This window comes from Paenibacillus sp. FSL M7-0134 (assembly GCF_038007865.1).
Classification (GTDB): Bacteria; Bacillota; Bacilli; order Paenibacillales; family Paenibacillaceae; genus Paenibacillus; species Paenibacillus polymyxa_B.
This window is the reverse complement of record NZ_JBBOXV010000001.1, coordinates 1442097-1467035: the sequence shown is the minus strand read 5'-3', so window position 1 is coordinate 1467035 and position 24939 is coordinate 1442097. Positions and strand designations below refer to the sequence as shown.

Sequence of the window (24939 nt, the reverse complement as noted above, 5' to 3'; positions counted from 1 at the left end):
GTATCGTAATCCTTTAAAAGTATCCTGACTCTTCACAAAATTTTTATGCCGATTGGCGTAAAAATATCTAATTCTAAATAATAACCAATGAAAGACGGTATTTATAATGGATGAAATCATATCAGTTAAAGATCTCACCTACCTGTTGTCCGATCATCATACAATGGACAAAAATGTGGAGCTGCTACATCTCAAATTTACACAGCATGTATGGGACGAAATACTTCTTCTGTCTGATTACCTAAACGACACGGCACAAGTTATATACCAACAGCTGCAAGATGCTCGCTTTTTTTTAATGAACCTTTTGAATTAAGCCTAGAAAAGAAAAAATATATATCATTTTATACATAAATATACCTACATAACCAGCACTGCTGGATTCAATGAAGAATCTTTTCTTTCACTCTTCACAACTAAACGTGAGATTGATACCTACTGTTGATCCGCATGGTTGACCCACTATAATCAACATCAACTATAGTAACTTCCTGAATGGTCAAGTCAATTTTTCGTTTTTACGCCCTCTGCTAACCATCCCATGATATATCCCCCTGCAACCACCAGTTTTTCTGAGCCAGATGGATGATACACCCCACTTTTCCAACAAAAAAAGAACCAACACAAGCCGATATAATCGCCCGGGTTCTTCACGGAATTTTAGGGGTTTCTGCACGGCAATTTCAGATAATTCCAAAATAATTCAAAATTTTATTATATTCGCTAAAAAAAGAAAATTGATTCTATAAATTGGTTGTTATATTGATTTTGAGAACTCCTACCTTATATGTACGTATATGAACATAAGGGAGGAAATTTCCGATGGGTGCTATCGAAGATTACCGACGCGAGCTTTATAGAATTGCTTGGAGAATGCAGTATCGTACAAAACGAAATCGGAAACGTGAAATTTCTTTAGAATCCAAGCCTAATCTCTTTCAAACCTCGTTTTCGGAAGAATATGATAACAAAATAATGATGAAATCATACATTAATAGACTAAGGTCTGAGGTAGGCAAAAAGGTCATCTATGAAATTTACATAAACGATAAAAAGGAAGGCCAAGTTGCCAAGGAACTACATATTACACAACAGGCGGTGAACAAATGGAAAAAGAAGGTGCTTCACGATTTATGTCAGATGATGAGTTTATGAAATTAGTAGAACTTGCCCAAACCAAATCCGATGTAGAGGCTATGAATGCAATTTTCCAATATTTCGATCCAGATATTAAACGATTAAGTAAATTTATCCTTATGCCAAAAGAGGATGCCATCCAGAGTATGAAAACCGAACTTCTTGAGTTTATCATGAAAAAATAAGAGTCCTTAGCGATAAGCTGCTTCCAGTTACTCTACCGGAGGCAGCTTATTTAGTTTTTGCTGTGGTCGAGTTGGAATATACTCCTCAACTCTTCTCACATCTTGAGCATAATTTTAAATTATACAGGATAATCCAAAGGTTTATCCCAGGATCTATTCTAGCTAGAGGGGCTATTCAAATTTAGAGAGGGATTTTCTCGATCTAGAAAAAGTTCATATTCAGGTTGTGTAGTTACAGTCCCCAACTCCTATATAAGTGTAGGGGATAATCGAGCAAAGTACATGAATTGAAAAAATTTTATGTATTCGCATTTTTCACGATTGGTTGTAATTCACAGCCTTAAATCACCTACATAAGTGAGAGGGAATTGAAGACTAACATCAAAGAATGTGGAGCCATTTAGATGTTAGCGACTCCATCAAATCCACTCTCAACTAAACTAATGGAGGCGTTTAACAATGGGTTATCACATTATTGCTAATTTTCCATCTAATCGAGATTACAAAGGAACACTGAAAGTTTATAATGATAGTGGCAGTTTGGTATTTGGACCTGTAGAAGCTTTAGGCCGTGGATCAAATGATGCAAAAAACGGTCAGGATCATACGAACTGGAGACTTAAATATGCAGACATTCCTACGGGTGTCGCGAAAACAATTGTTTATGCTAAAGGTGATTCTGACTACTCTTATGGTCCTTATAAGCGTGTGTGGCTGAATCAAGCGGTAAGTGGAAACTTCCTGACTGCTACAAATAATGGCCGCGACGAAATTATGATTCATGGCGGAGACCCTGCTAAGAGCACATCTTTAACATGGTATCCTTTGCGTCCAACATACGGTTGCATTAGACTTACTAACAGCGATCAAAGAGCACTAATTCAAGTTCTTGAGCAAAACGGTAGTTCTGGTAAGATCACAATAAGCGAAAGCTAAAAAATTAAGAGCGGAGGTAAAACTCCGCCCTTTTTTGTATTAATTTGATTTGTATTTATCAAGTTTGAACCATTGTTGAAATTCTCTCTGGCTAATTTTTTTAACAGGTTTCACTTTTTTGCTGTCCATTGAGTATCTGTATAATTTCTTTTGGTCAGATGGATACTCACTTATATAGTCTAAATTTTTCCCATTTTTATGCCATAAAATCAGACTTGTGCTGATGTAATCCGTTTCCCTAGGAAGATATATAAAGGCATCCTTATTTGTGTTATATATAGCTATGGAGCTGCTTGATGTATCACCGTACGAAAAGGCAATTTGATCTTCTTTAGGTGACCAGTTATAAGCAGTAATTGATTCTATATTTTTTTTGCCTTTAGCCTTTAAAAGATCATTTACAATGGTAGATTTTCCGGTTTTAAGATTGATCAGTAGTAACGTATCTCCTGCACTCCGCTGTGCCTGTATAGCCAACCATGTATTAGAAGGAGATAATACTGCGCTCGATATATCACGCAGTTTATCATTATATCCATCTGTTTTAATGGTATAACTCTTTTCTCCTTTTTTGATCGTTATTGATGTAATAACACTTTTCTCAGAACTTGGTGCATTTTCTAGCTCAATTTTTTTTGCCACTAACGAAATGTTGTTCTCCTTCCAAATCAACTGATTTGGGGTCTCGCTCTTTTTAAACTTAGTTATGGACTGATACACAGATGGATTTACAGCATTAACTGAACTTTGAACATACGTATTAGGGCGTAATGTACTATTAGCATTGGCAATAGAAAAACCACTTACACTTCCCACAAGCACTACACTCGACAGGAAAGCAGTAGCGTATTTTAATCTTAGATTTTTCATTTTAATTGCTCCTTTGTAAAAAAATTATTGTTCTACAGGTCTTGATCCAAGGTTTTCCTAAAACTATATCTATATACATAGACGTGAAAATCGTGAATTTGTTTCTTGTTTATTGAAAATAATTACATAACAATTGGAAAACGTTAAGGCAAGGGTGATACTTTCGCCCGCTCTAGCAGACCATCCCAAGTCAAACATTCCGCCATAAGGTTGGACGACATTGGGGCTGGCAAGCGCGCTTTCACGGGATTACAGACATACCGACTCCATGCGTAAAGAAAAAAGCTGAGCAACCGCCCAGCCTTACCGTTACTTATCTAGTTTAGTAAAATCCATATCCACAATCACAATCTGTTTAACACAATCAGGAAAAGCACATTGACTCCCTGACTTCAAATAAAGTTCTCTAAGTACACCAGTTATCGGCTGTAGCCTTTTCACCTTGGACATTTTCCACTTCTGTTGATTTTGCAGAACGAGCCCTACAAAGTCAACTTTTAATCTGTGCAGCAGGTACAATTCGGTATAATCCTGAAGTCTCGCCAGCCGCGGGACGTAATTCCTGGATGAACCAGCCTAACGACAGCACTCCCTCCAGCCGATCATACTCAGCCTTCGTCAGTTCGGATGTAACAGCTTCGCTTCCTTCCTCCAGTGACAGCTCAGGCTCCCGCCCGAACGCAACGGCAATCCACGAACGGATGCCCCGGATCGTATTGTACTTGATCTGATATCCGTCCGTTACCGCGCTGACAAACACTTCCGGCTCTTTGGACGCCAGCCCGGTGACAAGCTCTGTATAATCAAAATCGGATGGTCCGTCCGTTGGCAGCTCATTTTGCTGCACCCGACGGATTAATTCGTCTTGGGACCAGCCTAAAGAGCGTAATGATTCCAGCAAGAGTGCGTCCCATTGGGAAATACGTACTCTTTTCGTCAATTCAGTCATCGTTTTTTACCTCCTTTGGGTCATGCACATCGTACAACCGCTCTTAACCCTAACGGTTAACCGGGTATGCTACATAATGGCCGGGACTGATTTCTCTCAGCTCGGTTGCACTGTTGTTATCCTTGTCCCATACTAATGAGCCGTCTGGTTGGGCCAAGCCCCCCTCCAGTCCCTCCCGCTCTCCGACTGCTCTCGGATCAGGCACAGGGATGGAGGACAGCAGCGCCTGCGTATAAGGGTGAGCGGGCTGCTCATACAACTCATCTGCATCAGCTACTTCTACCAGTCGCCCATGGTACATCACACCGATTCGGTCTGAAATATGCCGCACCATCGACAAGTCATGGGCGATGAACAGGTACGTCAGCCCGAACTCCTGCTGGAGATCCTCCAGCGTGTTAATGACCTGCGCCTGGATGGACACATCGAGTGCCGAAATCGGCTCGTCACAGACGATGAACTCGGGGTTCACGGAGAGAGCACGAGCGATGGAAATCCGCTGGCGCTGCCCGCCGCTGAACTCGTGCGAGTAGCGATACAGATGTTCCCGCTTCAGCCCTACCTTTTCAAGCAAAGCCACTACAGCATCCTTACGCTCACTCCCCTGATGCAATCTGTGAATATCCATCGGCTCACCGATCAGGTCAAGCACGTTCATACCCGGATTAAGAGAGGAATATGGGTCCTGAAAAATGCTCTGAATGCGCCGACGCAGCGGCTTGAGCTGTTTGTCGTTCAGCTTGGAAATATCCTGACCGTCAAAGCGTACCATACCTTCTGTATAATCGTATAACCGTGTCAGACAGCGTCCAACCGTTGATTTCCCACTACCTGACTCACCGACCAGTCCGAACGTCTCACCACGCTTGATTTGAAAGCTCACGCCATCCACCGCCTTGAGCACCTCAGAGCTACGCCCTAACAAATCCTTTGCGGTCACAAAATGCTTCTTAAGCTGGTGTACCTCTACCAAGGGCTGATGCTCACCCAATACATCGTTTGCTTCACTCACCGTTATTCCCCCCTTCCGCTTGCCCCGCTTCGGGCGTCTCGTAGACTCCAGCAGGCACTGCGTCCGGCTCGTTCAACCAGCAGGCTGCTCGCTGATCCGGGCGCAGCTCCACCATCGGCGGCCGCTCCACACAGCGGGCAAACGCATGCGGGCACCGTTCCATGAACGGACAGCCCGATGGCGGGTTCAGCAGGTCTGGCGGCGTGCCCTCAATCGGCACCAGCCGCTCGCGGAAGCCGTTCGTGCGCTGGGGCACAGAACGCAGCAGGCCCTGCGTATACGGGTGGCCCGGACGATAAAAGATATCGTCCACGCGCCCCTCCTCCATCACCATACCGCCGTACATGACGATGACACGGCTACACACCTGGGCGACGACGCCCAGATCATGGGTGATCAGAGCAATCGACATGTCGGATTGCTGCTTCAGCGTCTTGAGCAGCTCCAAGATTTGCGCCTGAATCGTCACGTCCAGCGCTGTAGTCGGCTCATCTGCAATCAGCAGCTCCGGGCTGCACGAGAGCGCCATGGCAATCATCACCCGCTGGCGCATCCCGCCACTGAATTGATGCGGGTATTGGTTCATTCGGCGCTCCGGCTCGGTAATGCCTACTTGTCGCAGCAGTTCTACAGCTGCTTGCGTAGCCGCTTCCTTGCTCAGTCTTCGATGTCTGCGGATCACCTCAACCAGGTGATAGCCAACCTTTTTGACCGGATTCAGTGAGGTCATCGGGTCCTGAAAGACCATCGCAATCTGGTTTCCGCGTATTTTGCGCCATTGCTTTTCCGTCAGAGCGGTCAGACTTTGTCCCCGATAACGGATATCGCCGCTCAGCCGCTTGCCCGGCGGGGCGATCATCGACATGATCGCTTTCGCTGTAACACTTTTGCCGCTGCCGGATTCTCCTACGATTCCTACCGTTTCTCCAGCATCAATATGAAAACTAACCCCTCGAACTGCCTGATTTTCCCCTTCACGAGTGAAAAAGGAGACCTCCAGCTGTTCGACGGACAGTAGATGTTCCGTCATTGTGTTTCGCTCCTTCCTGTCGCTCCTGGAGCCATTTGTAATGGATCTGTGCTATGAATCATCGTTTTACTAATTTGGGTTCAAAGCCTACACGCAACACATCTCCCAAAACATTAAAGCTCAACACAGTCAGTAAAATAAGTAGACCTGGGAATAATGCCATATATGGGGCCTGTGCAATATATCCTTGGGCATTATTCAGCATACTGCCCCACGTAGCGTTCGGTAGCTGAACACCAAAGCCGAGGAAGCTCAGTGACGATTCCATCATAATCGCTGAAGCGATATTGTTCGTCGCCCCTACGATAATTACCGGAATCAGATTCGGTACGATGTGCTTCATAATAATACCAAACGTACTTTGTCCCGAAGCTTTGGCGTATAGTACATACTCCCGTTCGCGCAACGTCATTGTCTCTGCACGAACCACCCGGGCAATGTTCATCCACATGAGCAGGGCGATAATGACAATGATATTGCCGACGCCCGGCTTCAAAAACACACTCAGCAGCAAAATAACCAAGAAAGACGGAATCGACATGATCAGCTCCAAAACCCGCATAAGCAGATTGTCGATCCATCCTCCAAAATATCCGCTCACAATACCTACCACTGCACCGATACTGGTCGCAATAATCATGGACGCGAAGCCTACCAGCAATGATACACGTCCACCGTACAGTGCTCTTGTAAAATAGTCCCGCCCATAATCATCCGTCCCAAACCAGTGTGCCGCTCCCGGCGGTTGGAGACGCTCTAGCACGTTCAACTTATTTGGGTCCTGCGGCGATAAAAATGCGAAAATCGCCCCCAGCGAGAATACGATCAATAGTATGAGGGCGACGGCGCCCATTTTGCTCGTCATCAGCTCGATCCCGATGTTGCGCCATTTGCTCCGATTCATGAATTCACCTCGTTGATTTAATTCTCGGGTCCGCAATGCTGTATAAGATATCTGCAAGCAGATTACCCAGGATCAGCAGCAGAGCGGAAAATAAAGTAATCCCCATGATGACGGGATAATCCATCCCTTTCACCGCCGTCATACCCAGCGAGCCAATGCCCGGCCAGGAAAATACCGTCTCCGTCACAATGGCTCCAGCCACCAGGTCCGCAACCGACATTCCGAGCAGTGTAATGATGGGCAATAGCACATGCTTGAGCACATGTCGAAACAAAACCAGTCTTTTTCCAGACCCGAACGCGTATTGAATCTGCACATACTCTTCCTTGAGCTGCGTAATCGTGCTGGAACGGATGTACCTCACATACACAGACAGAAAGCCGAAAGCCAGTACAAAACATGGTAAAATTCCATGCTTAATCACATCCAGCACCGAGTCCGTACCGATGGTACGCATCCCTGTACTCGGAAGCCAGTGCAGATAAATCGCAAACAAATAAATAAGTAAAATACCGAGCCAAAACAGCGGAACAGATATCCCGATGTACGACATCAGATTAATGAGCTTGTCGATCCAGCGATTCCGATTAGCCGCAGCCGTCAAACCGAGTGGAATTGCAATCAGCACAGCCAGTATGATAGATGCGCCCATTAACCCGGCTGTAGCCGGTAGACGATCGAGAATCTGATCCAGCACAGGCTGGTGATTAATTAGCGAGTAGCCGAGATCACCCGTTAGGCTCTTTTTAAGCCATAATATGTACTGCACATAAGCGGGCTGGTCCAGCCCCAAGCTATGCCTCATTCGTTCAATGTCTTCCAGATGCATATTCGGTGTAACAAAAGAGAGAACCGGATCACCTGGAGCCAGCTTGATCAAGCCGAAGCAGACGATGGACACAAAAAATAGCATCGGTATAACTTGCAGCAACCTTCTGGCGATGAGTTGTCTCATACGTTTCCCTTCCCCTTGCTGTTTTCGAAAAAAATAAGCTGGTTAGCCCAGCTTATTTTTGAAAACCCTGTCTTATTTGTGATAAATTTTGGACAAATCCTCGAAAATCACGACCGGCTTCAACACAGCCTGATCAATACCGCCATACTGCTTGTCGAAGGCTACAATAGTCTTGGTGTAAGCAATCGGGTAGATGACAGCATCCTCAGCCAGCAGCTCCTGTACCTTTTTATAAATTTCTCCACGTTTAGTCGTATCCGACTCACCCGCGCCCTCTTCCAGCAGCTTATCCACTTCTTTATTTGAATAATGCGAATAATTGGAGGACGATCCGGTGCTATACAAAATACGATACGCGTCAGGGTCATACCCCATGATATAGCCGCTGATCGCCAGATCGAAGTCCTTGGCATTCGTATCGACGAACTTTTGTGACCATGCTGAGGAATCCATGCTGTTCACGTCCAGCTGAACGCCTATGTCCTTTAACTTCTGCTGGATATAGAGCGCTTGTGCTTCCTGTACCTTGTTGCCGCCCGGAATGATAATGCGCAGTTTCAGTCCTTCAGCTCCAGCCGATTTCAGCAGCTCCTTCGCCTTGTTCACATCATTATTGAAAAATGCAACGTCGTTCGTGTGATACAGTACATCCTGTGTCAGAGCAGATTTCGCAGTATCTGCATAATCCTTGGAACCATAGGAGACTTGAATCAATTCATCCTGATTCAATGCATAAGAAAGCGCCTGACGCACTTCTTTTTTGTTCAACTGCTTCGTATCACTGTTTTCATTAAACATCAGATAAGCCAAGCGACCTTCGCTGTAAGGGAAAATGTCAAACTTATCTGTTGCTTTAATGGTCTCTACATTTTGCGGATCGAGATAGTTTACATTGATCTCACCATTTTGAAGGGCCAAATTCGCAGCATTCGAATCTTTAACAATCCGGTATGTTACTGAATCCAGATGCGGCTTGCCGCCAACATAGTTATCGAACCGTTCGAGTGTAACGTACTCACCAGTTTTGTACTCTTTAAATTTGAAAGGACCTGATCCAATCGGAGAGTCGTTTTTCGTGCTTTTCTCAATATCCGCTTCATTCTCGAAAATGTGCTTCGGAATCGGGGATACCTGTACCAGTGCTGCCTCAAAAGCAGGAGCTGGCTGAGGAAGCTTGAAATCGACCGTTGTATCATCAACCTTGCTCGCCTGTACCGGTTTGCCATTAACCATAAAATTACTTCTCAAAAAGCTGTGCTGCTTCTCGTCCAAAATTTTGTTAATGGTGAAAACGACATCGTCAGCTGTCAGCTTCTCGCCATCATGCCAAGTCAGATCTTTTTTCAGTTTTAGTGTATAAGTCAGCTTGTCTGCTGAAGGAGTCAGACTGTCTGCCAAATAAAATGTCTTTTTGCCATTGTTCACTTGAAACAATGGTGCGAATATCGCCTGGTCTATCGTCAGACTTACCCGATCACCCGCATAGTTTGGATTCAGCACCACCGGATCAGCTTGTACGCCAATGATCAGGCTGCCGCCATCTTTAGGCTGTCCGTTATCAGCTGTTGTGGTAGCTGTACCAGGCGTATTCCCATTCGTCTCAGACGTAGATCCAGAATTCCCGCCGGAGCATGCACTTACAACCAACATTAATACAATTAATACCAATACACCAGTCAAATTACGACGCATCGCTCTAGCCCCCGTGTCCTCTTAGTATGTAATAAATTTATTATAAATCGGAATAGTCGGATTTACAATCGATCAAAAACTGTTTATTCCCCTTGTCATTAGCATTCCAGACATTATGTGATCGAATCTAGAAAAAAACACCCGGTAAGGGTGTCTTCAGAGTATCCACAAACTGATCAGTGCCAGGATGGCAGGCAGGCCTTGCTTTAATAAAATAGACTTATTAGCAGTTAATGCACCATACAACGCAGCCACTACCACACAAATGACAAAGAATAATTGGATTTGCCGCCCGATCACAGTATCTGGATAGAACAAGCCCCACACCAATCCGGCTGCCAAAAAGCCGTTGTACAGCCCCTGATTTGCAGCCAGGGATTTGCTTGCTTCTGCCAGCTCCTTCGAGGTGCCGAACGTACGCATCGCCCGCGGAGTCGTCCACAGAAACATTTCCAATATTAGAATGTACACATGCTCCAGAGCTACAATTCCGACCAATATTGAACTAAGTAAGCTCAAGTATATTCCTCTTTTCCACATAAAGTTACTATGAGGTGATTTTTAGATCTATCCTCGAAAAGTATAGTTCATCTTCCAAAAACAGTAAAGAGACCGAGCCTAAGGCCCGGCCTCATTTCTACATGAAGCCTTACATCGTTCTTGCAAAATCCAACAAAGATTTGGACATGCTGTTGATCTCGTCCGTAGACGCATTCACTTGCTGCGTTAGCGCGGCTTGTGTCTGTGTCAGCGTAGACATGTTACCGATATTGTGCAAAATCCGCTCGATGAGTGTCTTCATTTCGTCCAGACTGGTCTCGATATTTCCGGTTGCATCAGCACTGTGAATGGCGAGTTTTCTCACTTCATCTGCGACTACCGCAAAACCCCGCCCCTGCTCGCCCGCACGCGATGCTTCAATGGCAGCATTCAGACCCAGCAGATTTGTTTGATTCGCAATCTCTTTAATGAAGTTGGAAATATTTTGGGTTTCTTCTGCACTGACTTTGGCTTGATTCGCTGCCTCTGTCGATTGCTCCTGAGCTGTTGCCAGCTCCTGCGCCTGGTTACTAACCGAGTTAACGCCGTTCACCATTTCCGTAATGGAATCGGAGAGATGCTGGATTTTGAGCGTAAGCTCATCCGCGACAGCCTGCTTTTCCTTTTCCACTGTGATATCACGAATGGTCCCGGCAATACGAATAGGCACTCCCTTGCTATCGCGTATGCTTCTTCCACTGTTTTGATACCAGCGATATTCGCCATTTTTACTTTGCAAGCGACACACCATGTCATATGGCGTACGATCTGAATAGTCATTTAAATGATCAACTACAGCCTTAAACGCATGCTCGGCATCGTCAGGATGTATACGCGAACTCCAACTGCTTAGTACACTCGGGAAGTCCTGCTCATCCTTAAAGCCCAAGGTGTGGCGGAATTGCTGGGACCACCAAAATATATTATCCGGGTTCTCAATGTCTCCATCAGCCAGAATGACATCATATGGAGCCTCCACCAAAACACGATTGATGAGATCATATCTTGTAACTAGAGCCTGCAACTCCTCGGACTTAATCTTCTGGTCGTGCACATCCAATAGAGCACCCGCAATTCGAAGCGGCACTCCCTGCTGATCGCGGATCGTCGTTCCGGTAGCCCGGAACCAGCGGTATTCTCCATGCTTCAGCTTCAAACGATACTGTACGTCATAAGGCGTCTTTCCCGTAAAATCCAGCAAATGATCTGACAAAGCCGCCAATGACCTGTCATGATCTTCGGGGTGCAGCCGGGATGCCCAGCTGTTTAATACATTGGGGAAGTCCTTTTCGCTCTGATACCCCAGCATAGCACGAAATTCTTCTGACCATGTGAACGTATTACTTGGATTGACGGGATCACCCGCAACCACCTCCATGTCCCATAAGCCAATCTCTATAGCCTTGGTAACAAGCTTCAGACGGATGTCAACATGTTGAGCATCCTTTTTCATGGACTCAAGCGCTTGGTTGACATTGTTTGCGATTTCTTGAACCTCGGAAGATTTGGTTGAAACTTGTATTGCGGCGGAATAATCCTTCTGCTGTATTCTTTGTGAAAGTTTGCGGCTTTCTTCTACTAAAGGAGCAAGTGAGTCGGTCTCATTTTTTTTAAAAAACATATATGCTCTTCCCTTCTAAGCCAATATATAAAACGATATAGTTTAATATCGGAATTTTATTAAGAATCATTATAAATAAATCTAAAATTGCATAGGTAATAAGAATCATTTTTATGTCCATATACCTATATATTCATACAAAAAACATCGAAAAATGTCGAAAAAGGAAAGGTCTTAATAAGTCTGGAAACGAAAAGAGCACCTTCGCAATACTTCACAAAGGTGCTCTTTCTGTCAACTATTCAGTTCGTCGCATCTTATTTAATTGAAGCAACGTATTCTTCGCCCTTTTCTTTATCATATTGGCCTTCCCATTTGGACATGACCACAGCGGCAAGCGAGTTGCCTAATACATTGACTACCGTACGCGCCATATCCAGAATGCGATCAATACCAGCGATAAAAGCCAAACCTTCCAGCGGGAGATTCACTGCTCCAAGTGTAGCAAGCAAAACGACAAAGGAAGCACCCGGCACCCCTGCAATACCTTTGGATGAAATAATCAAAACTAGCACCAGCGTGATTTGTGTCGTGATTGGCAGGTCAATACCATACATTTGGGCAATAAAAATCGCAGCCAGTGCCTGATACAGGGTGGAACCGTCCAGATTAAAAGAATACCCTATCGGAATGACAAAGGAAGTAATTCCTTTAGGACATCCGAACTTCTCCATCTTCTCCATGATCTTAGGCAGAACACTTTCCGAACTGGCCGTCGAATATGCAAGCAACAGCTCACTTTTCAAAATTTTAATCATGGTCCAGAGTCGGGTACCGCAAAGCTTGGCAATTATTCCAAAAACAATCACAATGAACAGCGCCATGGAGCCGTACACCGACAAAACAAGCTTCAATAATGGCCATAACGAGGCCAATCCAAACTTGGCCACTGTCGTTCCAATAAGTGCGAATACTCCGAACGGAGCCAGGCGCATGACCTGATTGGTTACCCAGAACATGGCGTCGGCTACGCCTTCAAAGAAATTCAGCACGGGCTTGCCCTTGTCACCAATCGCCGCTACCCCTAGTCCAAACAGTACGGAGAAGAATATAATAGCCAGCATATCTCCCTCGCCCAGAGCTTGAATAATATTGGTAGGAACAATATGCACAATCGTATCTATAAAGCTATGGCCTGACTTCTCTGCAGTCTCCACATAGGAATGAATATCACTCTTGGCCAGGTGGGACATATCCACGCCGTCACCCGGTCGAACCAAGTTGGCAACAAGCAGTCCGAAAAGGATGGCGATTGTCGTTACAATCTCAAAGTACAGAATAGACTTGCCGCCAAGTTTACCTAGTTTTTTCATGTCTCCCACGCCGGCAACGCCGATAATGAGCGTCGAGATCACAATAGGCACGACAATCATCTTGATCAAGCGGATGAAAATATCGCCGATTGGCTTTAAGTAGACTTCCACCCCTGAATTGCCGTAAAATAAGGCACCAATAATAATACCTAAAGCCAGACCGATAAAGATTTGCATCGTCAAATTAATCTTTTTCACTTCGTGTCCCCCCTGGCTGATTTGTATATTTTTGCAGTATGCTGTTCTTAATATTCAAATGATGTTATTTATACTACAATCTGATCTATAAAAAACGACAATTATCTACAGCCACATTTATTTTTTTCTATAAATTCACAAACTTTAACGGCGAGCCTGTGAATTTAGCTCACATTGCCTTTCTGACTGAATACCCAGGAGGTGAATATGGATGAAGTTAAATACACTCCTTTTCCTACTCATGCTTGTATTTGTACCGCTCGCAGGTGAGCTGAATATTCACCCGTTCGCTAATACATTCCGTCTTAGCTTTGGTACGCCTGTATTTTTTTTCTTTCTGTTATCTATTCGTCATATTCCGCCTGCATTATCGGGAGTGCTTGCAGGGATAGCTGTAGTGGCCTTTCGCATCTTACTCAATCATTACACTCAGCCCGGTCTTCCCTTCGAAGAGTTGTTGACACTACATGGCCCTACCTTTTTTTATTACATGGTCTACGGTCTGCTCTTCCAGGTCCTTAACATTAATGCTGAGCCTTACCGCGCACTCCGCGTGGGCATCCTCTCTGTAGGGATTGAGGTTGCCGCAAGTGTGTCGGAACTTAGCGTCCGGTGGAGCATGGACGGCGATTTCTGGGACATCATTAAGATCAGCAAAGTAGCTTTCATGGCTATGATCCGCAGCTTCTTCGTGCTTGGGTTTTATAATATGATTCGGTTAAATCAATCGGTTCAGCATGAAGAGGCACAAAGGCAGCAGACAGAGCGAATTTTACTCCTTGTATCGGACTTGTATGAGGAGTCGGTCCAGTTAGGCAAAACACTATCACATGCAGAACAAATCACTCGTGAAAGCTACGAGCTGTACCGTGAGCTACAGCAGGATGAATCTCTGAAGGATAGAGAACATTACGCCAGACAGGCACTTCGTATTTCCGGACAGGTTCACGAGATCAAAAAAGATAGCCAGCGGATTTTTGCTGGTTTGTCCAAGCTGATTGATGCCGAAAGCGGAGTCCATTACATGGCTTCTCAAGAGCTTGGGGAGCTAATCATCCGAACGAACAGCAAATATGCGCAATCGCTGGACAAGTCTATTCGTTTTACCCTAGATGTCGATCCTTTGTTACCCAAGCTGCATGTTTATACCGTTTTGACACTTATTAATAACCTGACAGCCAATGCGGTTGAAGCAATGAAGGACAACGGAAGGATCGACGTTTCCATTCGTTGTCTCCCGGGAAAAGAGGATATAGCTTCCTTTAGTGTTACCGACAACGGTCCGGGTATTCCTCAGCGGAAACGGGAAACGGTCTTCACACCGGGGTATACGACCAAGTATGATGAGGAAGGACAGCCGTCGACCGGTATGGGATTGTTTTATGTGCGTGAGGTCGCGGAGAGCCTTGAAGGAACGATTGAACTGCAACAGGATGAAGAAGAGAATACAGATAGATTACAGACCACTTTTAGAATTACATTGCCTTTACGGAAACTGACGGAGAAAGGAAGATAGCCCGGATGCGTTTTTATATTGTGGATGACGATCAGGGAATTCGTTCTATGCTGGCAGATATTATTGAAGACGAAGGTCTAGGGGAAGTCATCGGGGAAGCAGAGGATGGTACCTACGTGAATAGCGGCCTCCTGGAGTTGAACCGGATTGATGTATTGCTGATTGACCTGCTGATGCCGCTTCGTGACGGCATTCAGACCGTGCGTGCACTCGGCGATCAATTCAGCGGCAAAATCATTATGATTTCTCGCATCGAATCCAAAAACATGATCGGCGAGGCGTACTCGCTCGGTATTGAATATTATGTGGCCAAGCCTTTGAATCGACTGGAGATTATTGCAGTTATTCATAAGGTGGCTGAGCGTCTGCGCATGCAGCAATCGATTACGGATATCCAGCGCACGCTTCAAGGGTTGTCGATGTTCACATCGAATAACCCAACGGCAACAATTGAACCGACCCGAAACATCGTAACTTCCGGGCAGTTTCTGCTCTCTGAAATGGGGATGATCGGGGAAGCCGGGAGTATGGATCTACTGGACATGCTGGAATTTCTGGACCAGTATGAGGAGGAAACAGGCAATCTATCTCCCTATCTGTTCCCGCCGTTGAAGGATATATTTGCCAATGTGGCGTCCAAACGGTTGGGGGCTTCAGCCTCAGCAGTAGAGCTGAGTAAGGAAATCAAAGCATCGGAGCAACGTGTCCGCCGCGCTATTTTCCAGACGCTAAGCCATATAGTATCGCTCGGATTGACCGACTATACGCATCCTAAATTTGAAAATTATGCATCCAAATTTTTTGATTTTACAGAAATCCGCAAAAAAATGCTGGAGCTGCAAAACAATGTGGAGCCTTCACTGTCCCAAGCCCGCATTAATACGAAAAAGTTCGTACAGGTGCTCTATATGGAAGCAAAACGGCTATTACACTAAGCATTTTGCATAAATCCCAAGAGTATTCACAAATCAGCAATATATAGATCGGAACGGGTTAGTCCGTCTAAATATTGTACCTTCGAGCGTTGGGAATCGAATTATGCAAACTGCTGACATTAAAAGAAAAGCACCTGCATCTCCCCATGTATCTATTACTTGGAGATTAACAGGTGCCCATCGTTGATGATTCGATATCCCTTTAGTCCAGACTCTTGTCCTGCCACTCCATAGCTTCCAAGAGATCTACACCATCGGACAGCAGACGTTTCAAGACATTCAGTTCTTCCGAGCTATAACGATTTAAAAATTGAAATAACTGCTGCTGTACCTTAACATGCAGTCGTTCATGCACAAGAAAGAGTCTTTTCCCCAACGGGGTTAACCGAAAATAAATTTCTTTCTTGTTGTCGTTAAGCTGGGTTCTGCGAATCCAGCCTTCCTTGAGCAGCTTGGTGCTGACTTTCGAAACTGTACCCTTGCTCAGCTCAATTCGATCCGCTAATGTCGTAACATTAATCGGCTCATGCCTCCCGATACAGTCAATGACGTGCACATCCGTCAGATTGAGCGAAGCAATTCCATCAAAATGCTCGTGGATTTCTTCGAGAATAGTCATGCTCTCTCTCTGCTGATGCTGCTCCAGCTGGTGATTCATCTTAATGAGCAAATCATAAACATGCTGAACTGATGTCGCTTTCTCCATACGAACAAATGGTCACTCCTTTGGCATACTCCTCCTTTCATTATAGCCCATTTTTGTTTCATAGAAAACAATATATGTATACGGAAAGCTCCCCTTTAACATTTCCGTATATATACAAAATATATCTAGTGTAGATACTTTGTTTCCCTTGAAACAATTTTATTTTAGTGAAATTGAGAATGATTATCAACCCTTTTTTAAAAGTTATTTCTGTTTCACTCCAAACTAAGTAGGTATTTTCATTTTGAAAAATATAATTGTATAATCGTAAAATGAGAATAAGCTAGAAACAAGTTCTCCATAGAAGGGATGATGATACATGTCGGATGCAAACCAATTATTCGGTCAAGCACTGGTTAAATCACTGGTCGGGGAACGTGGACATATTCGAGTAGCTCGGGCTTTACCAGACATCGACGTCGAGCTGGCAGGGAAGAAAAATGCAGAAATGCCTTACAGCATTTACCAACTGCTGAAGCATATGATTTACTGGCAGCAATTTATGTTGGAGCATTTGGAAGGACGGAAGCCCCAGCTTCCGGGGAATGTCATGGAAAGCTGGCCCGAAGAGACTGGACCGCAAAGCGAAGAGGCATGGCAGGCTGTTATTAATGAATTTTTACAGGGCGTGGATCAGGCTGTGCAGATTGCCGAAACCGCGCAACTGGATGATTCACTAGCTCATTTCCCAGGTGAAACGAAAGCAGGACTTCTGCGGAATATCGCTTCCCACAATTCATATCATTTGGGTGAAATCGTACTGCTACGCCGGATTTATGGAGCTTGGCCACCACCAGGAGGCGGCTTTCCCGCTTAAGGCAACACCACGCTCTAATCAAGATTTCCCCCATCCGCTGCTTCATACCTCCATCATTGCATTGGGATTTAGGCACCACGAGGAACTCGCTTGCGTACCCTATATGGGAACCCGCTAACTCGACCTGAAGCCGTTTATCCGTAATCAGGTGCAATCCGAATAACGGTTCCCATGATGCAAGATCAAAGAGAGGTTTCGAGGTTATGGTGAGACACTTATATTTAAATCGTAATATCGCCTGTATGATCGTGATCAGCCTTATTGCTAACATGAGTGGGAGTATGATCCTTCCACTCTTTGCTATTTATGTAGAGCAATTCGGGATATCTACACTCGGCATGAGTATTTTATTTTCTCTGTTTTATGTGGGAAGATTTCTTGGTGGAGGCATGGCAGGACGAATTTATGAAAAGATTGGCGCAAAACGCTTGGGGTTGAGCCTACTCATTGCCGAAATCGCTTGTATGCTCCTGTTTCCGATTGCAACAAGCTTCATCATTCTATCCATACTGAGACTCCTCCAAGGCTTGGTAGCTATAGGGCTAACCGTCTTTGTAAGAGTCACGATCAACCATATGAGCACCGCAGAGAATCGAGGCACGCTCAATGGATATATCAGCAGCAGTGAAGGTGCCGGTATGATTTTAGGGCCTCTTATGAGTGGAGCTATTGTTTCTTATTTTTCTTTATCCATTCCGTTTTATTTCGTTGCTATTTTCTCATGTATATCCTTCGTTGCCGTTTCAAGAATGACTTTCCTCAGTTCTCCCTTAAAGCCACAAGAACAGCATTCGCCCCCTCTGAAACCCAAAGGAAAAACCATGTTAACGAAACCGTTACTTGTCTATTCTACCGTTCATTTTCTTGAAATGAGTGCATTCGCTATATTTTTAACGTACTTCTCTGTATATGCAACCTACAAGCTCCATTGGAGTCCCGCAGAAATTAGCTTAGCTTTTACAATTATCGGCATATCAACCTTCATATCAGCACCCTTTATTGGCAAAATATCTGATCTACTTAAGGATCGCTTGATGCTTTGTATCATCGGTCTATTGTTGATCATGGTGGAAATCATCTTATTTCTTTGGTTCACAGAACCATGGATCGTATACTTAGCGATGTTCATCGGAGGTATAGGAGGAGCCAGCTATCTGGATTCCTTTTACTCGCAACTAGGGGATGTTATTCCTGAGGAAAATAGAAGCTCATTTATCGGCAACGTCGTATCTTTGTCCGAATTGGGGGCCATTGTGTCTCCGATCATCGCAGGTGCACTCATGGAACGGTTTAGCATCAACACTCCCTTTTACTACAATTTGATTTTGGTGTTGATCGCTATAGTTATCCAATATGTCATTCGATTTAAGTCGAAATCTATAAGAAAAAGGCCAATTGCATAAGCAACTGGCCTCCTTTCTTCTCATCACAGCTCCAACTCAACTGCAACTCCAAAATGATCCGATACAACTGGTCCTGTTTTTCCGTTCAGTACAACGGTTGAGGATTGTACCTGTGCAGCCTTATTGGAGAAGATAAAGTCAATGCGGAGCGGCTCCGCGTTACTTTCCCAGCCAGCAATAGCTTTAATCACCGTGTGGCCTTCGTCACGTACTGCTGCATTCGGATAGGTGTCCGACCAGCCGGATTGCAGTACATAGTCATATCCTTCTCCGCGTACTTCAGCCGCGTTGTTGAAATCACCCATCATGAACACAGGAGTCGGAGCAAAAGAATTTAGCACTTTTGTTGTACGATCCCATAGTCCACGGAAGGATTCTTCATCATTCCACCAGTTATAATGTCCACTTACAAACCAGGTCTGCACTCCGCCCACCACAGTTTGAATGCCGACAATTTTACGCGAGCGGTAGTTGTCATAATCCTGTAGCGAGGAAACATATTCGTTCACCGTAGCTGTAATTGGTGTTTTGGACAGAATCGCCAAACCCTCGTCGTATTTGGCAAAACCAACATGCGCGGGAGCCCACGTCCAATGATAGGCGTTGGACAATAGCCCGTTCAGCACATAAGCATAGTTATCACGCTTAATGACAACCTCAGGATCTGCGCTATAGTAAGCGCCCAAATCGTCCGGCGACAAAGGAGTCTCTTCCATGGACTGGTTCACTTCCTGCAAAGCAATGACATCAAACTGCTGTTCATTAATAAAAGCAGCCAGTTGCTTTAGCTTATCGTGCTGGTTTTCTTCCATCCAAGCATGTGCATTTAAGGTTAACAACTTCAAAGTAATCACCTGTTGAGTATGTCTTGTATATCTGATTTAAGCACATCGGCCTTCGGTCCGTAAACCGCCTGCACCCCATTATCTACTTTTATCAAGCCCAAGGCACCCAGCGCTTTCCACGTCTTTTCGTCCCCAACGGCATCTGTATCCTTCACCGTCACACGCAGACGGGTCATGCAAGCGTCCACCTCGACAATGTTCTGCTCACCCCCAAGCGTCTTGATGATATCCGTAGCCAGTTGATTTTGAGTGGAAACAGCTGCCACACCTTCTGTCTTCGTATTCCCCACCTCGGAAGTGCCCTGAGGCTCCTCATCCGTATAGTTCCCCAGTCTTCCCGGCGTAGCCATTTTGAATTTACCGATCATAAAATAAGCGATAAAGTAGGTTGCTACCGCAAACACCACACAAGTCAGCACGAAGTTAATAATATCCTGCACCAAACCCGCATTTATAGACAACGGCAATCGGGTCAGCAGTTCAATCATACCAAACGAATGTAAACGCAAATGTATGATGTCGGCCATTCCGAACGCAATACCGGTAAGAACAGCATAAACCACATACAGCACAGGTGCTACGAACATAAACATGAATTCCAGTGGCTCCGTTACCCCTGTTAAAAAGACAGCTGCGGCTGCCGAAAAGATCATCGACTTGTACTTGCTGCGTTTATCTTTGTCTACACGGCGATACATAGCCACCGCTAGTCCCATAAGGATTCCTGCTCCACCGATCATTTGTCCTACCTTGAAGCGGGCAGGCGTCACGCCTTCCAACAAGCTATTGTAGGCTGTCGGATCGGTACCACGAAGCGCACTCAGGTCACTTGCCCAAGCCAGCCACAGCGGGTCTTGCCCGGCAACGACGCTTCCTGCCCCGGAACCCGTAAGTGTCGTGTAAACGCCACCAAGTTGAGTATAGTTAATAGGAACAGTCAGCATATGGTGAAGTCCAAAAGGAATCAGTAGTCTTTCCAGTGTACCATAGACAAATGGCGCTACAAAAGGAGCCGACTCTCCCGAAGTCGCCAACCAAATACCGAACTGATTAATCCCCCCCTGAACAAATGGCCAGATGGCAGACATGATCAAACTTACGATGACAGACCATAAAATCACGACAAAAGGAACAAACCGTTTACCGTTAAAAAAGGCTAAAGCGTCTGGCAGCTTACGGTAATTGTAGTACTTGTTAAATACCACGGCCCCGACAAATCCGGAGATGATACCGACAAACACACCCATATTAAGTGCAGGCGCCCCTAAGACAGAGGTAAAATAGCCACTAACCGGAATGGATGCACCAAAAAGAGTGTGGGTGGTGGCACCTTCCTGGGTTAGCATTTTCGAGGACACACCCAAAATCGTTCCTGTTGAAATATTAATGAGAATAAAGGCAATTAAGGCAGCAAAAGCCCCGCCCGCTCGTTCCTTAGCCCAGGAACCACCAATCGCCACTGCAAATAGAATGTGTAAATTATTGATAATACCCCAACCCAAATTCTCCATGACCCCGCCGACAGTCAACCAGAAATGGATATCGCCAGCCAACATCGCCACTACTTTACCGAGCGAAATCATAATCCCTGCTGCCGGCATGACAGCAACAACCACTAGCAGTGCTTTCCCGAGCTTTTGCCAAAAATCAAATGATAGAAGTTTTTTCATGCTCCTTCAATCTCCATCCCTTATAGTATGTACAGCGTTGTTCGTACCCTATAAACATTATGCAATCGGTTGCACAATTATTATAATGATATCGCTTTCTATTGGCAATACCCTAATTGTAAATATCTTGGTTAATGATGATGTAAAAACTCGAAAAAGCCGCGAATTTGTTGATTTTCGAGCAATATCGTATGATAGAACATAATATTTCCTGCTTGAGATAGCAAAAGGAGACGAAGACGATGGCAGTAACCATCAAAGATGTCGCAAAACGTGCTAATGTTGCTACTTCCACCGTATCCCGTGTCATTCAAGACAGCCCCAAAATCAGCGAAGCCACCAAGGCACGTGTCCGTAAAGAAATGAAGGCGCTTGGCTATGAACCCAACTATTCAGCTCAGAGTCTAGCTAACCGTGTCACACAGTCGATTGGCATTATTATGCCTGAATCGGATGTGGCAATCTTTCAAAATCCCTTCTTTCCGGAAAGCCTTCGCGGGATCAGCGAATGGGTGAATGAGCACAACTATACACTGTCCATTGTCACAGGAAAAACGAGTGATGAATTGCTATCCCGCGTGAGGCTGATGAGCCGGACCGGACGTGTTGACGGCTATATTGTTCTGTACTCCAAGCAAAAAGATAGCATCGTGGAGTATCTTCATCAAGAAAAAATACCTTACACCGTAATCGGTAAGCCTCAGCAATTTGTCAGTGAAACTACCCATGTAGACAACGATAACTACCAGGCTGCTAAGGATGTGGTCACTTATTTGACTGGGCTGAATCATCAGCGCATTGCTTATGTTGGCGGTGATCATGAACAGATCGTGAATATTGAAAGACTCCGAGGCTACCAGGATGCGCTGCGAGAGGCGGGCTTGCCTCTACCCAAGGAATACGTGGTCAGGGAGCCATTTAATCTGGAGGACATGCGCACATTATTGCAGGCTACACCGCCGCCTACCGCGATGATCGTTAGCGACGACCTTGTAGCCATGGCAGTACAGAAAATGCTCTCTCAGCTCGGCGTGTCCATGCCAGAGCAGTTATCCATGGTGAGCTTCAATAATCTAATGCTGGCTGAGCTGATGAATCCCCCTCTCACTTCCGTGGATATTGATATCTTCACTCTAGGTTATCAGGCAGCCAAAAGCCTGATTGAAAAAATCGAAGACCCCAAAGAGTTGACCAAACACATCATTGTTCCCCACCGAATTGTGGAACGCGAGTCCAGCCAGGTACTATGATTCTCTGAGGAATGAACAAGAACTGATTTTGTGGAAACCCATAAAATCAGTTTTTTTGCGTTGACAGGGCAAACGGTTGCACTATATACTGAACTCGCTCATATACTGGTTTCGTTAAAACAACGATCTCATTTTCCGAGAGGGGTACACAATCATGGTTTACAACCGATTATTTGACGTAGATAGCTGGAAGCTGACAACACACACTCTACATAGCACACACATGCGATTACAGGAAAGCATAACGTCCATAGGCAACGGTTATATGGGCATGCGCGGCAATTTTGAAGAAGCTTATTCAGGTGATCATCATCAGGGAACGTATATCTCCGGTGTATGGTTCCCCGACAAAACAAAGGTCGGCTGGTGGAAAAACGGCTATCCTGAATATTTTGGCAAGGTCATCAATGCCATGAACTTCATCGGCATCCGTCTGATCGTAAACCAAGAGGAAGTAGACTTATTTACGGCACACGTCAGCGATTTTGTGCAGGAATTGGACATGAAGCAGGGTATCCTGCGACGCACCTGCACCGTGAACGACCAGGTTCGTATCACTACGGAGCGTTTTCTGAGCCTCACCACTCGTGAGCTATGCCTGATTGATTACCAAGCAACGAATATAAGCGAGCAGCCTCTAACCATAGAGCTTGTCCCCTATTTGGACGGCAATACGAAGAATGAAGACACGAACTATGATGAGGTTTTTTGGTTGGAGGAGGCCCGAGAGGTTCAAGAACAATTCATCAGCCTGTCCACAACAACTATAGATAATCCCTTCGGTATTCCGCGCTTTACCGTAAACGCTACCATGGGTATTGTGACCGAGGGGCAGGATCAGCAGACGACGGAAGAGAGCTTTTTGTATGCTGCACGCCACTATCAATACAGCGTCGCTCCGGGCGACAGTATCCAGCTGCAAAAAATTGTGGCGGTTACCACCTCACGGGATATGGAAAAGGATGCACTGATTCCACAAGCTGAACGCATCGCTGTGGAGGCTGTGAACAAAGGCTACACCTCCCTCAAGCAGGAGCATGTCGCAGCTTGGGCTCGACGTTGGGACAAAGCAGATGTAGAAATCGAGGGAGATACAGAGGCCCAGCAGGGAATACGCTTTAATATTTTTCAGCTGTTCTCTACGTACTACGGCGAAGATGCCCGTCTAAATATTGGTCCCAAGGGCTTTACAGGTGAAAAATATGGCGGTGCCACCTATTGGGACACAGAAGCATATGCCGTACCTATGTACCTGGCGCTTGCAGACCCGGATGTAACCCGAAATCTGCTGCTGTACCGCTACCAACAACTTGAGGGTGCCAAGCATAACGCAGCCCAGCAAGGGCTACGGGGTGCACTATACCCTATGGTCACTTTTACAGGTGTGGAGTGCCATAACGAATGGGAGATTACCTTTGAGGAGATTCACCGTAACGGAGCCATCGCGTATGCCATTTACAACTACACCAACTATACGGGCGACCTGAGCTATTTACGGGAATATGGAATAGATGTACTGGTCGAAATTAGCCGCTTCTGGGCCGACCGGGTTCATTTTTCCAAAAGCCAGCAGCAGTATATGATCCACGGGGTTACCGGGCCGAACGAATACGAAAATAACGTCAATAACAACTGGTATACCAACACGCTGGCTGCATGGGTTTTGAAATATACATTATCGGTCTTACCTCAAATTTCAGCAGAAAAATCGGAGCATCTAGCAGTTACGGCTGATGAGCTTGCACATTGGCAGGATATCATCACTCACATGTATTATCCCTATGATGAGGAGCGGGAAGTCTTCGTACAGCACGATACCTTTATGGATAAGGATTTGCAGCCTGTATCCTCCCTTGATCCCAGCAACCTTCCACTAAATCAGAAATGGTCATGGGATAAAATCCTTCGTTCCTGCTTCATTAAGCAGGCAGATGTGCTACAAGGGCTGTATTTCTTTGGAGACCAGTTCACGCTGGAAGAAAAAGCGCGCAATTTTGCATTTTACGAGCCAATGACTGTTCATGAATCCAGTCTGTCCCCGTCCATTCACGCTGTGCTGGCTGCCGAACTCAAAATGGAGGAAAAGGCAGTCGAGATGTATAAGCGGACGGCCCGTCTGGATCTGGATAACTACAATAACGATACCGAAGACGGACTTCATATCACTTCCATGACAGGAAGCTGGCTGGCGATTGTACAGGGATTTGCCGGGATGAGAACGTATCGTGAAACATTAAGCTTTTCCCCCTTCCTGCCTCAAGGCTGGAACAAATATACGTTTAAAATCAACTATCGCGGTCGCTTGTTAAGTATTCTCGTACAAGAAAATGAAGTGATCATTACCCTGTTGGACGGAGAACCGCTGACGCTGGAGCTGTATGGAGAGCCAACGCACATTACCAGTGGGCAGTCGTTAATGACGAACAGCGTTTCATAAATCGGGCAGACAGGGGGA

The 24939-nt window shown here is 45.4% G+C and carries 21 protein-coding genes; 8 read left to right on the top strand and 13 right to left on the bottom strand.

The genetic code is table 11. The features are described 5' to 3' along the window. The first annotated feature begins 1106 nt into the window (after positions 1–1106). Together NSQ58_RS06430 and NSQ58_RS06425 are read left to right on the top strand one after the other, a co-directional pair. Positions 1107–1322, top strand: coding sequence for a helix-turn-helix domain-containing protein (locus NSQ58_RS06430; protein WP_235322351.1), 216 nt, complete (start codon positions 1107–1109; stop codon positions 1320–1322). Between the two features lie 459 nt (positions 1323–1781). Beyond that, positions 1782–2258: a L,D-transpeptidase gene (locus tag NSQ58_RS06425; protein ID WP_023986571.1), complete on the top strand. Its 477-nt coding sequence runs from the start codon at positions 1782–1784 to the stop codon at positions 2256–2258. A gap of 39 nt (positions 2259–2297) precedes the next feature. Here the strand turns inward: NSQ58_RS06425 and NSQ58_RS06420 are convergent, their stop codons facing one another. The 10 genes from NSQ58_RS06420 to NSQ58_RS06375 form a co-directional block, all read right to left on the bottom strand. Beyond that, on the bottom strand, positions 2298–3128 hold the full coding sequence (locus NSQ58_RS06420) for a hypothetical protein (protein ID WP_023986570.1): 831 nt from the start codon (positions 3126–3128) through the stop codon (positions 2298–2300). A 490-nt stretch (positions 3129–3618) separates the two neighbouring features. Continuing rightward, positions 3619–4077 carry a hypothetical protein gene (locus NSQ58_RS06415; protein WP_279835013.1) on the bottom strand — a complete coding sequence of 153 codons (459 nt, stop codon included), beginning with the start codon at positions 4075–4077 and terminating at the stop codon, positions 3619–3621. A 49-nt stretch (positions 4078–4126) separates the two neighbouring features. Continuing rightward, complete coding sequence (locus NSQ58_RS06410) at positions 4127–5089, bottom strand: ABC transporter ATP-binding protein (RefSeq protein WP_053324420.1); 963 nt, start codon at positions 5087–5089, stop codon at positions 4127–4129. Then, the gene (locus tag NSQ58_RS06405) at positions 5082–6119 is read right to left on the bottom strand and encodes an ABC transporter ATP-binding protein (RefSeq protein WP_076265109.1); all 1038 of its coding nucleotides are present in this window, start codon (positions 6117–6119) and stop codon (positions 5082–5084) included. Before NSQ58_RS06405 ends, NSQ58_RS06410 begins: the two co-directional genes overlap by 8 nt. Positions 6120–6177: 58 nt before the next feature. Further along, positions 6178–7023 carry an ABC transporter permease gene (locus NSQ58_RS06400; RefSeq protein ID WP_013308329.1) on the bottom strand — a complete coding sequence of 282 codons (846 nt, stop codon included), beginning with the start codon at positions 7021–7023 and terminating at the stop codon, positions 6178–6180. A gap of 4 nt (positions 7024–7027) precedes the next feature. Continuing rightward, the gene (locus tag NSQ58_RS06395; RefSeq protein WP_023986565.1) at positions 7028–7978 is read right to left on the bottom strand and encodes an ABC transporter permease; all 951 of its coding nucleotides are present in this window, start codon (positions 7976–7978) and stop codon (positions 7028–7030) included. 72 nt (positions 7979–8050) lie between these two features. Next, positions 8051–9670 carry an ABC transporter substrate-binding protein gene (locus NSQ58_RS06390; protein WP_310169020.1) on the bottom strand — a complete coding sequence of 540 codons (1620 nt, stop codon included), beginning with the start codon at positions 9668–9670 and terminating at the stop codon, positions 8051–8053. Between the two features lie 156 nt (positions 9671–9826). Then, the gene (locus NSQ58_RS06385) at positions 9827–10189 is read right to left on the bottom strand and encodes a DUF1304 domain-containing protein (protein WP_023986563.1); all 363 of its coding nucleotides are present in this window, start codon (positions 10187–10189) and stop codon (positions 9827–9829) included. Between the two features lie 130 nt (positions 10190–10319). Beyond that, complete coding sequence (locus NSQ58_RS06380; protein WP_023986562.1) at positions 10320–11831, bottom strand: methyl-accepting chemotaxis protein; 1512 nt, start codon at positions 11829–11831, stop codon at positions 10320–10322. A 257-nt stretch (positions 11832–12088) separates the two neighbouring features. Continuing rightward, the gene (locus NSQ58_RS06375) at positions 12089–13342 is read right to left on the bottom strand and encodes a cation:dicarboxylate symporter family transporter (protein ID WP_023986561.1); all 1254 of its coding nucleotides are present in this window, start codon (positions 13340–13342) and stop codon (positions 12089–12091) included. 211 nt (positions 13343–13553) lie between these two features. Here NSQ58_RS06375 and NSQ58_RS06370 point away from each other — a divergent pair, with 211 nt between their 5' ends. Both NSQ58_RS06370 and NSQ58_RS06365 read left to right on the top strand, forming a co-directional pair. After that, the gene (locus NSQ58_RS06370; RefSeq protein ID WP_076159906.1) at positions 13554–14858 is read left to right on the top strand and encodes a sensor histidine kinase; all 1305 of its coding nucleotides are present in this window, start codon (positions 13554–13556) and stop codon (positions 14856–14858) included. 5 nt (positions 14859–14863) lie between these two features. Next, the gene (locus NSQ58_RS06365; protein ID WP_023986559.1) at positions 14864–15793 is read left to right on the top strand and encodes a response regulator; all 930 of its coding nucleotides are present in this window, start codon (positions 14864–14866) and stop codon (positions 15791–15793) included. A 202-nt stretch (positions 15794–15995) separates the two neighbouring features. Here the strand turns inward: NSQ58_RS06365 and NSQ58_RS06360 are convergent, their stop codons facing one another. After that, a complete protein-coding gene (locus NSQ58_RS06360; protein WP_023986558.1) occupies positions 15996–16499 on the bottom strand; it encodes a MarR family transcriptional regulator in 504 nt (167 codons plus the stop codon). A 319-nt stretch (positions 16500–16818) separates the two neighbouring features. Between NSQ58_RS06360 and NSQ58_RS06355 the strand changes: the two genes are divergently transcribed. Both NSQ58_RS06355 and NSQ58_RS06350 read left to right on the top strand, forming a co-directional pair. After that, complete coding sequence (locus tag NSQ58_RS06355; protein ID WP_023986557.1) at positions 16819–17316, top strand: DinB family protein; 498 nt, start codon at positions 16819–16821, stop codon at positions 17314–17316. Between the two features lie 203 nt (positions 17317–17519). Further along, positions 17520–18719: an MFS transporter gene (locus NSQ58_RS06350; protein WP_068938350.1), complete on the top strand. Its 1200-nt coding sequence runs from the start codon at positions 17520–17522 to the stop codon at positions 18717–18719. A 23-nt stretch (positions 18720–18742) separates the two neighbouring features. Here NSQ58_RS06350 and NSQ58_RS06345 read toward each other — a convergent pair whose 3' ends face one another. Beyond that, complete coding sequence (locus NSQ58_RS06345; protein ID WP_341057057.1) at positions 18743–19564, bottom strand: endonuclease/exonuclease/phosphatase family protein; 822 nt, start codon at positions 19562–19564, stop codon at positions 18743–18745. Positions 19565–19569: 5 nt separating this feature from the next. Next, positions 19570–21234: a PTS transporter subunit IIBC gene (locus tag NSQ58_RS06340; protein WP_023986554.1), complete on the bottom strand. Its 1665-nt coding sequence runs from the start codon at positions 21232–21234 to the stop codon at positions 19570–19572. Positions 21235–21476: 242 nt separating this feature from the next. On the opposite strand from NSQ58_RS06340, the gene NSQ58_RS06335 reads away from it, so the two are divergent. Both NSQ58_RS06335 and NSQ58_RS06330 read left to right on the top strand, forming a co-directional pair. Next, on the top strand, positions 21477–22484 hold the full coding sequence (locus NSQ58_RS06335) for a LacI family DNA-binding transcriptional regulator (RefSeq protein ID WP_028541915.1): 1008 nt from the start codon (positions 21477–21479) through the stop codon (positions 22482–22484). Positions 22485–22638: 154 nt separating this feature from the next. Further along, positions 22639–24921, top strand: a complete 2283-nt coding sequence (locus NSQ58_RS06330) for a glycoside hydrolase family 65 protein (RefSeq protein WP_341057056.1) — start codon at positions 22639–22641, stop codon at positions 24919–24921. Positions 24922–24939 lie beyond the last annotated feature (18 nt).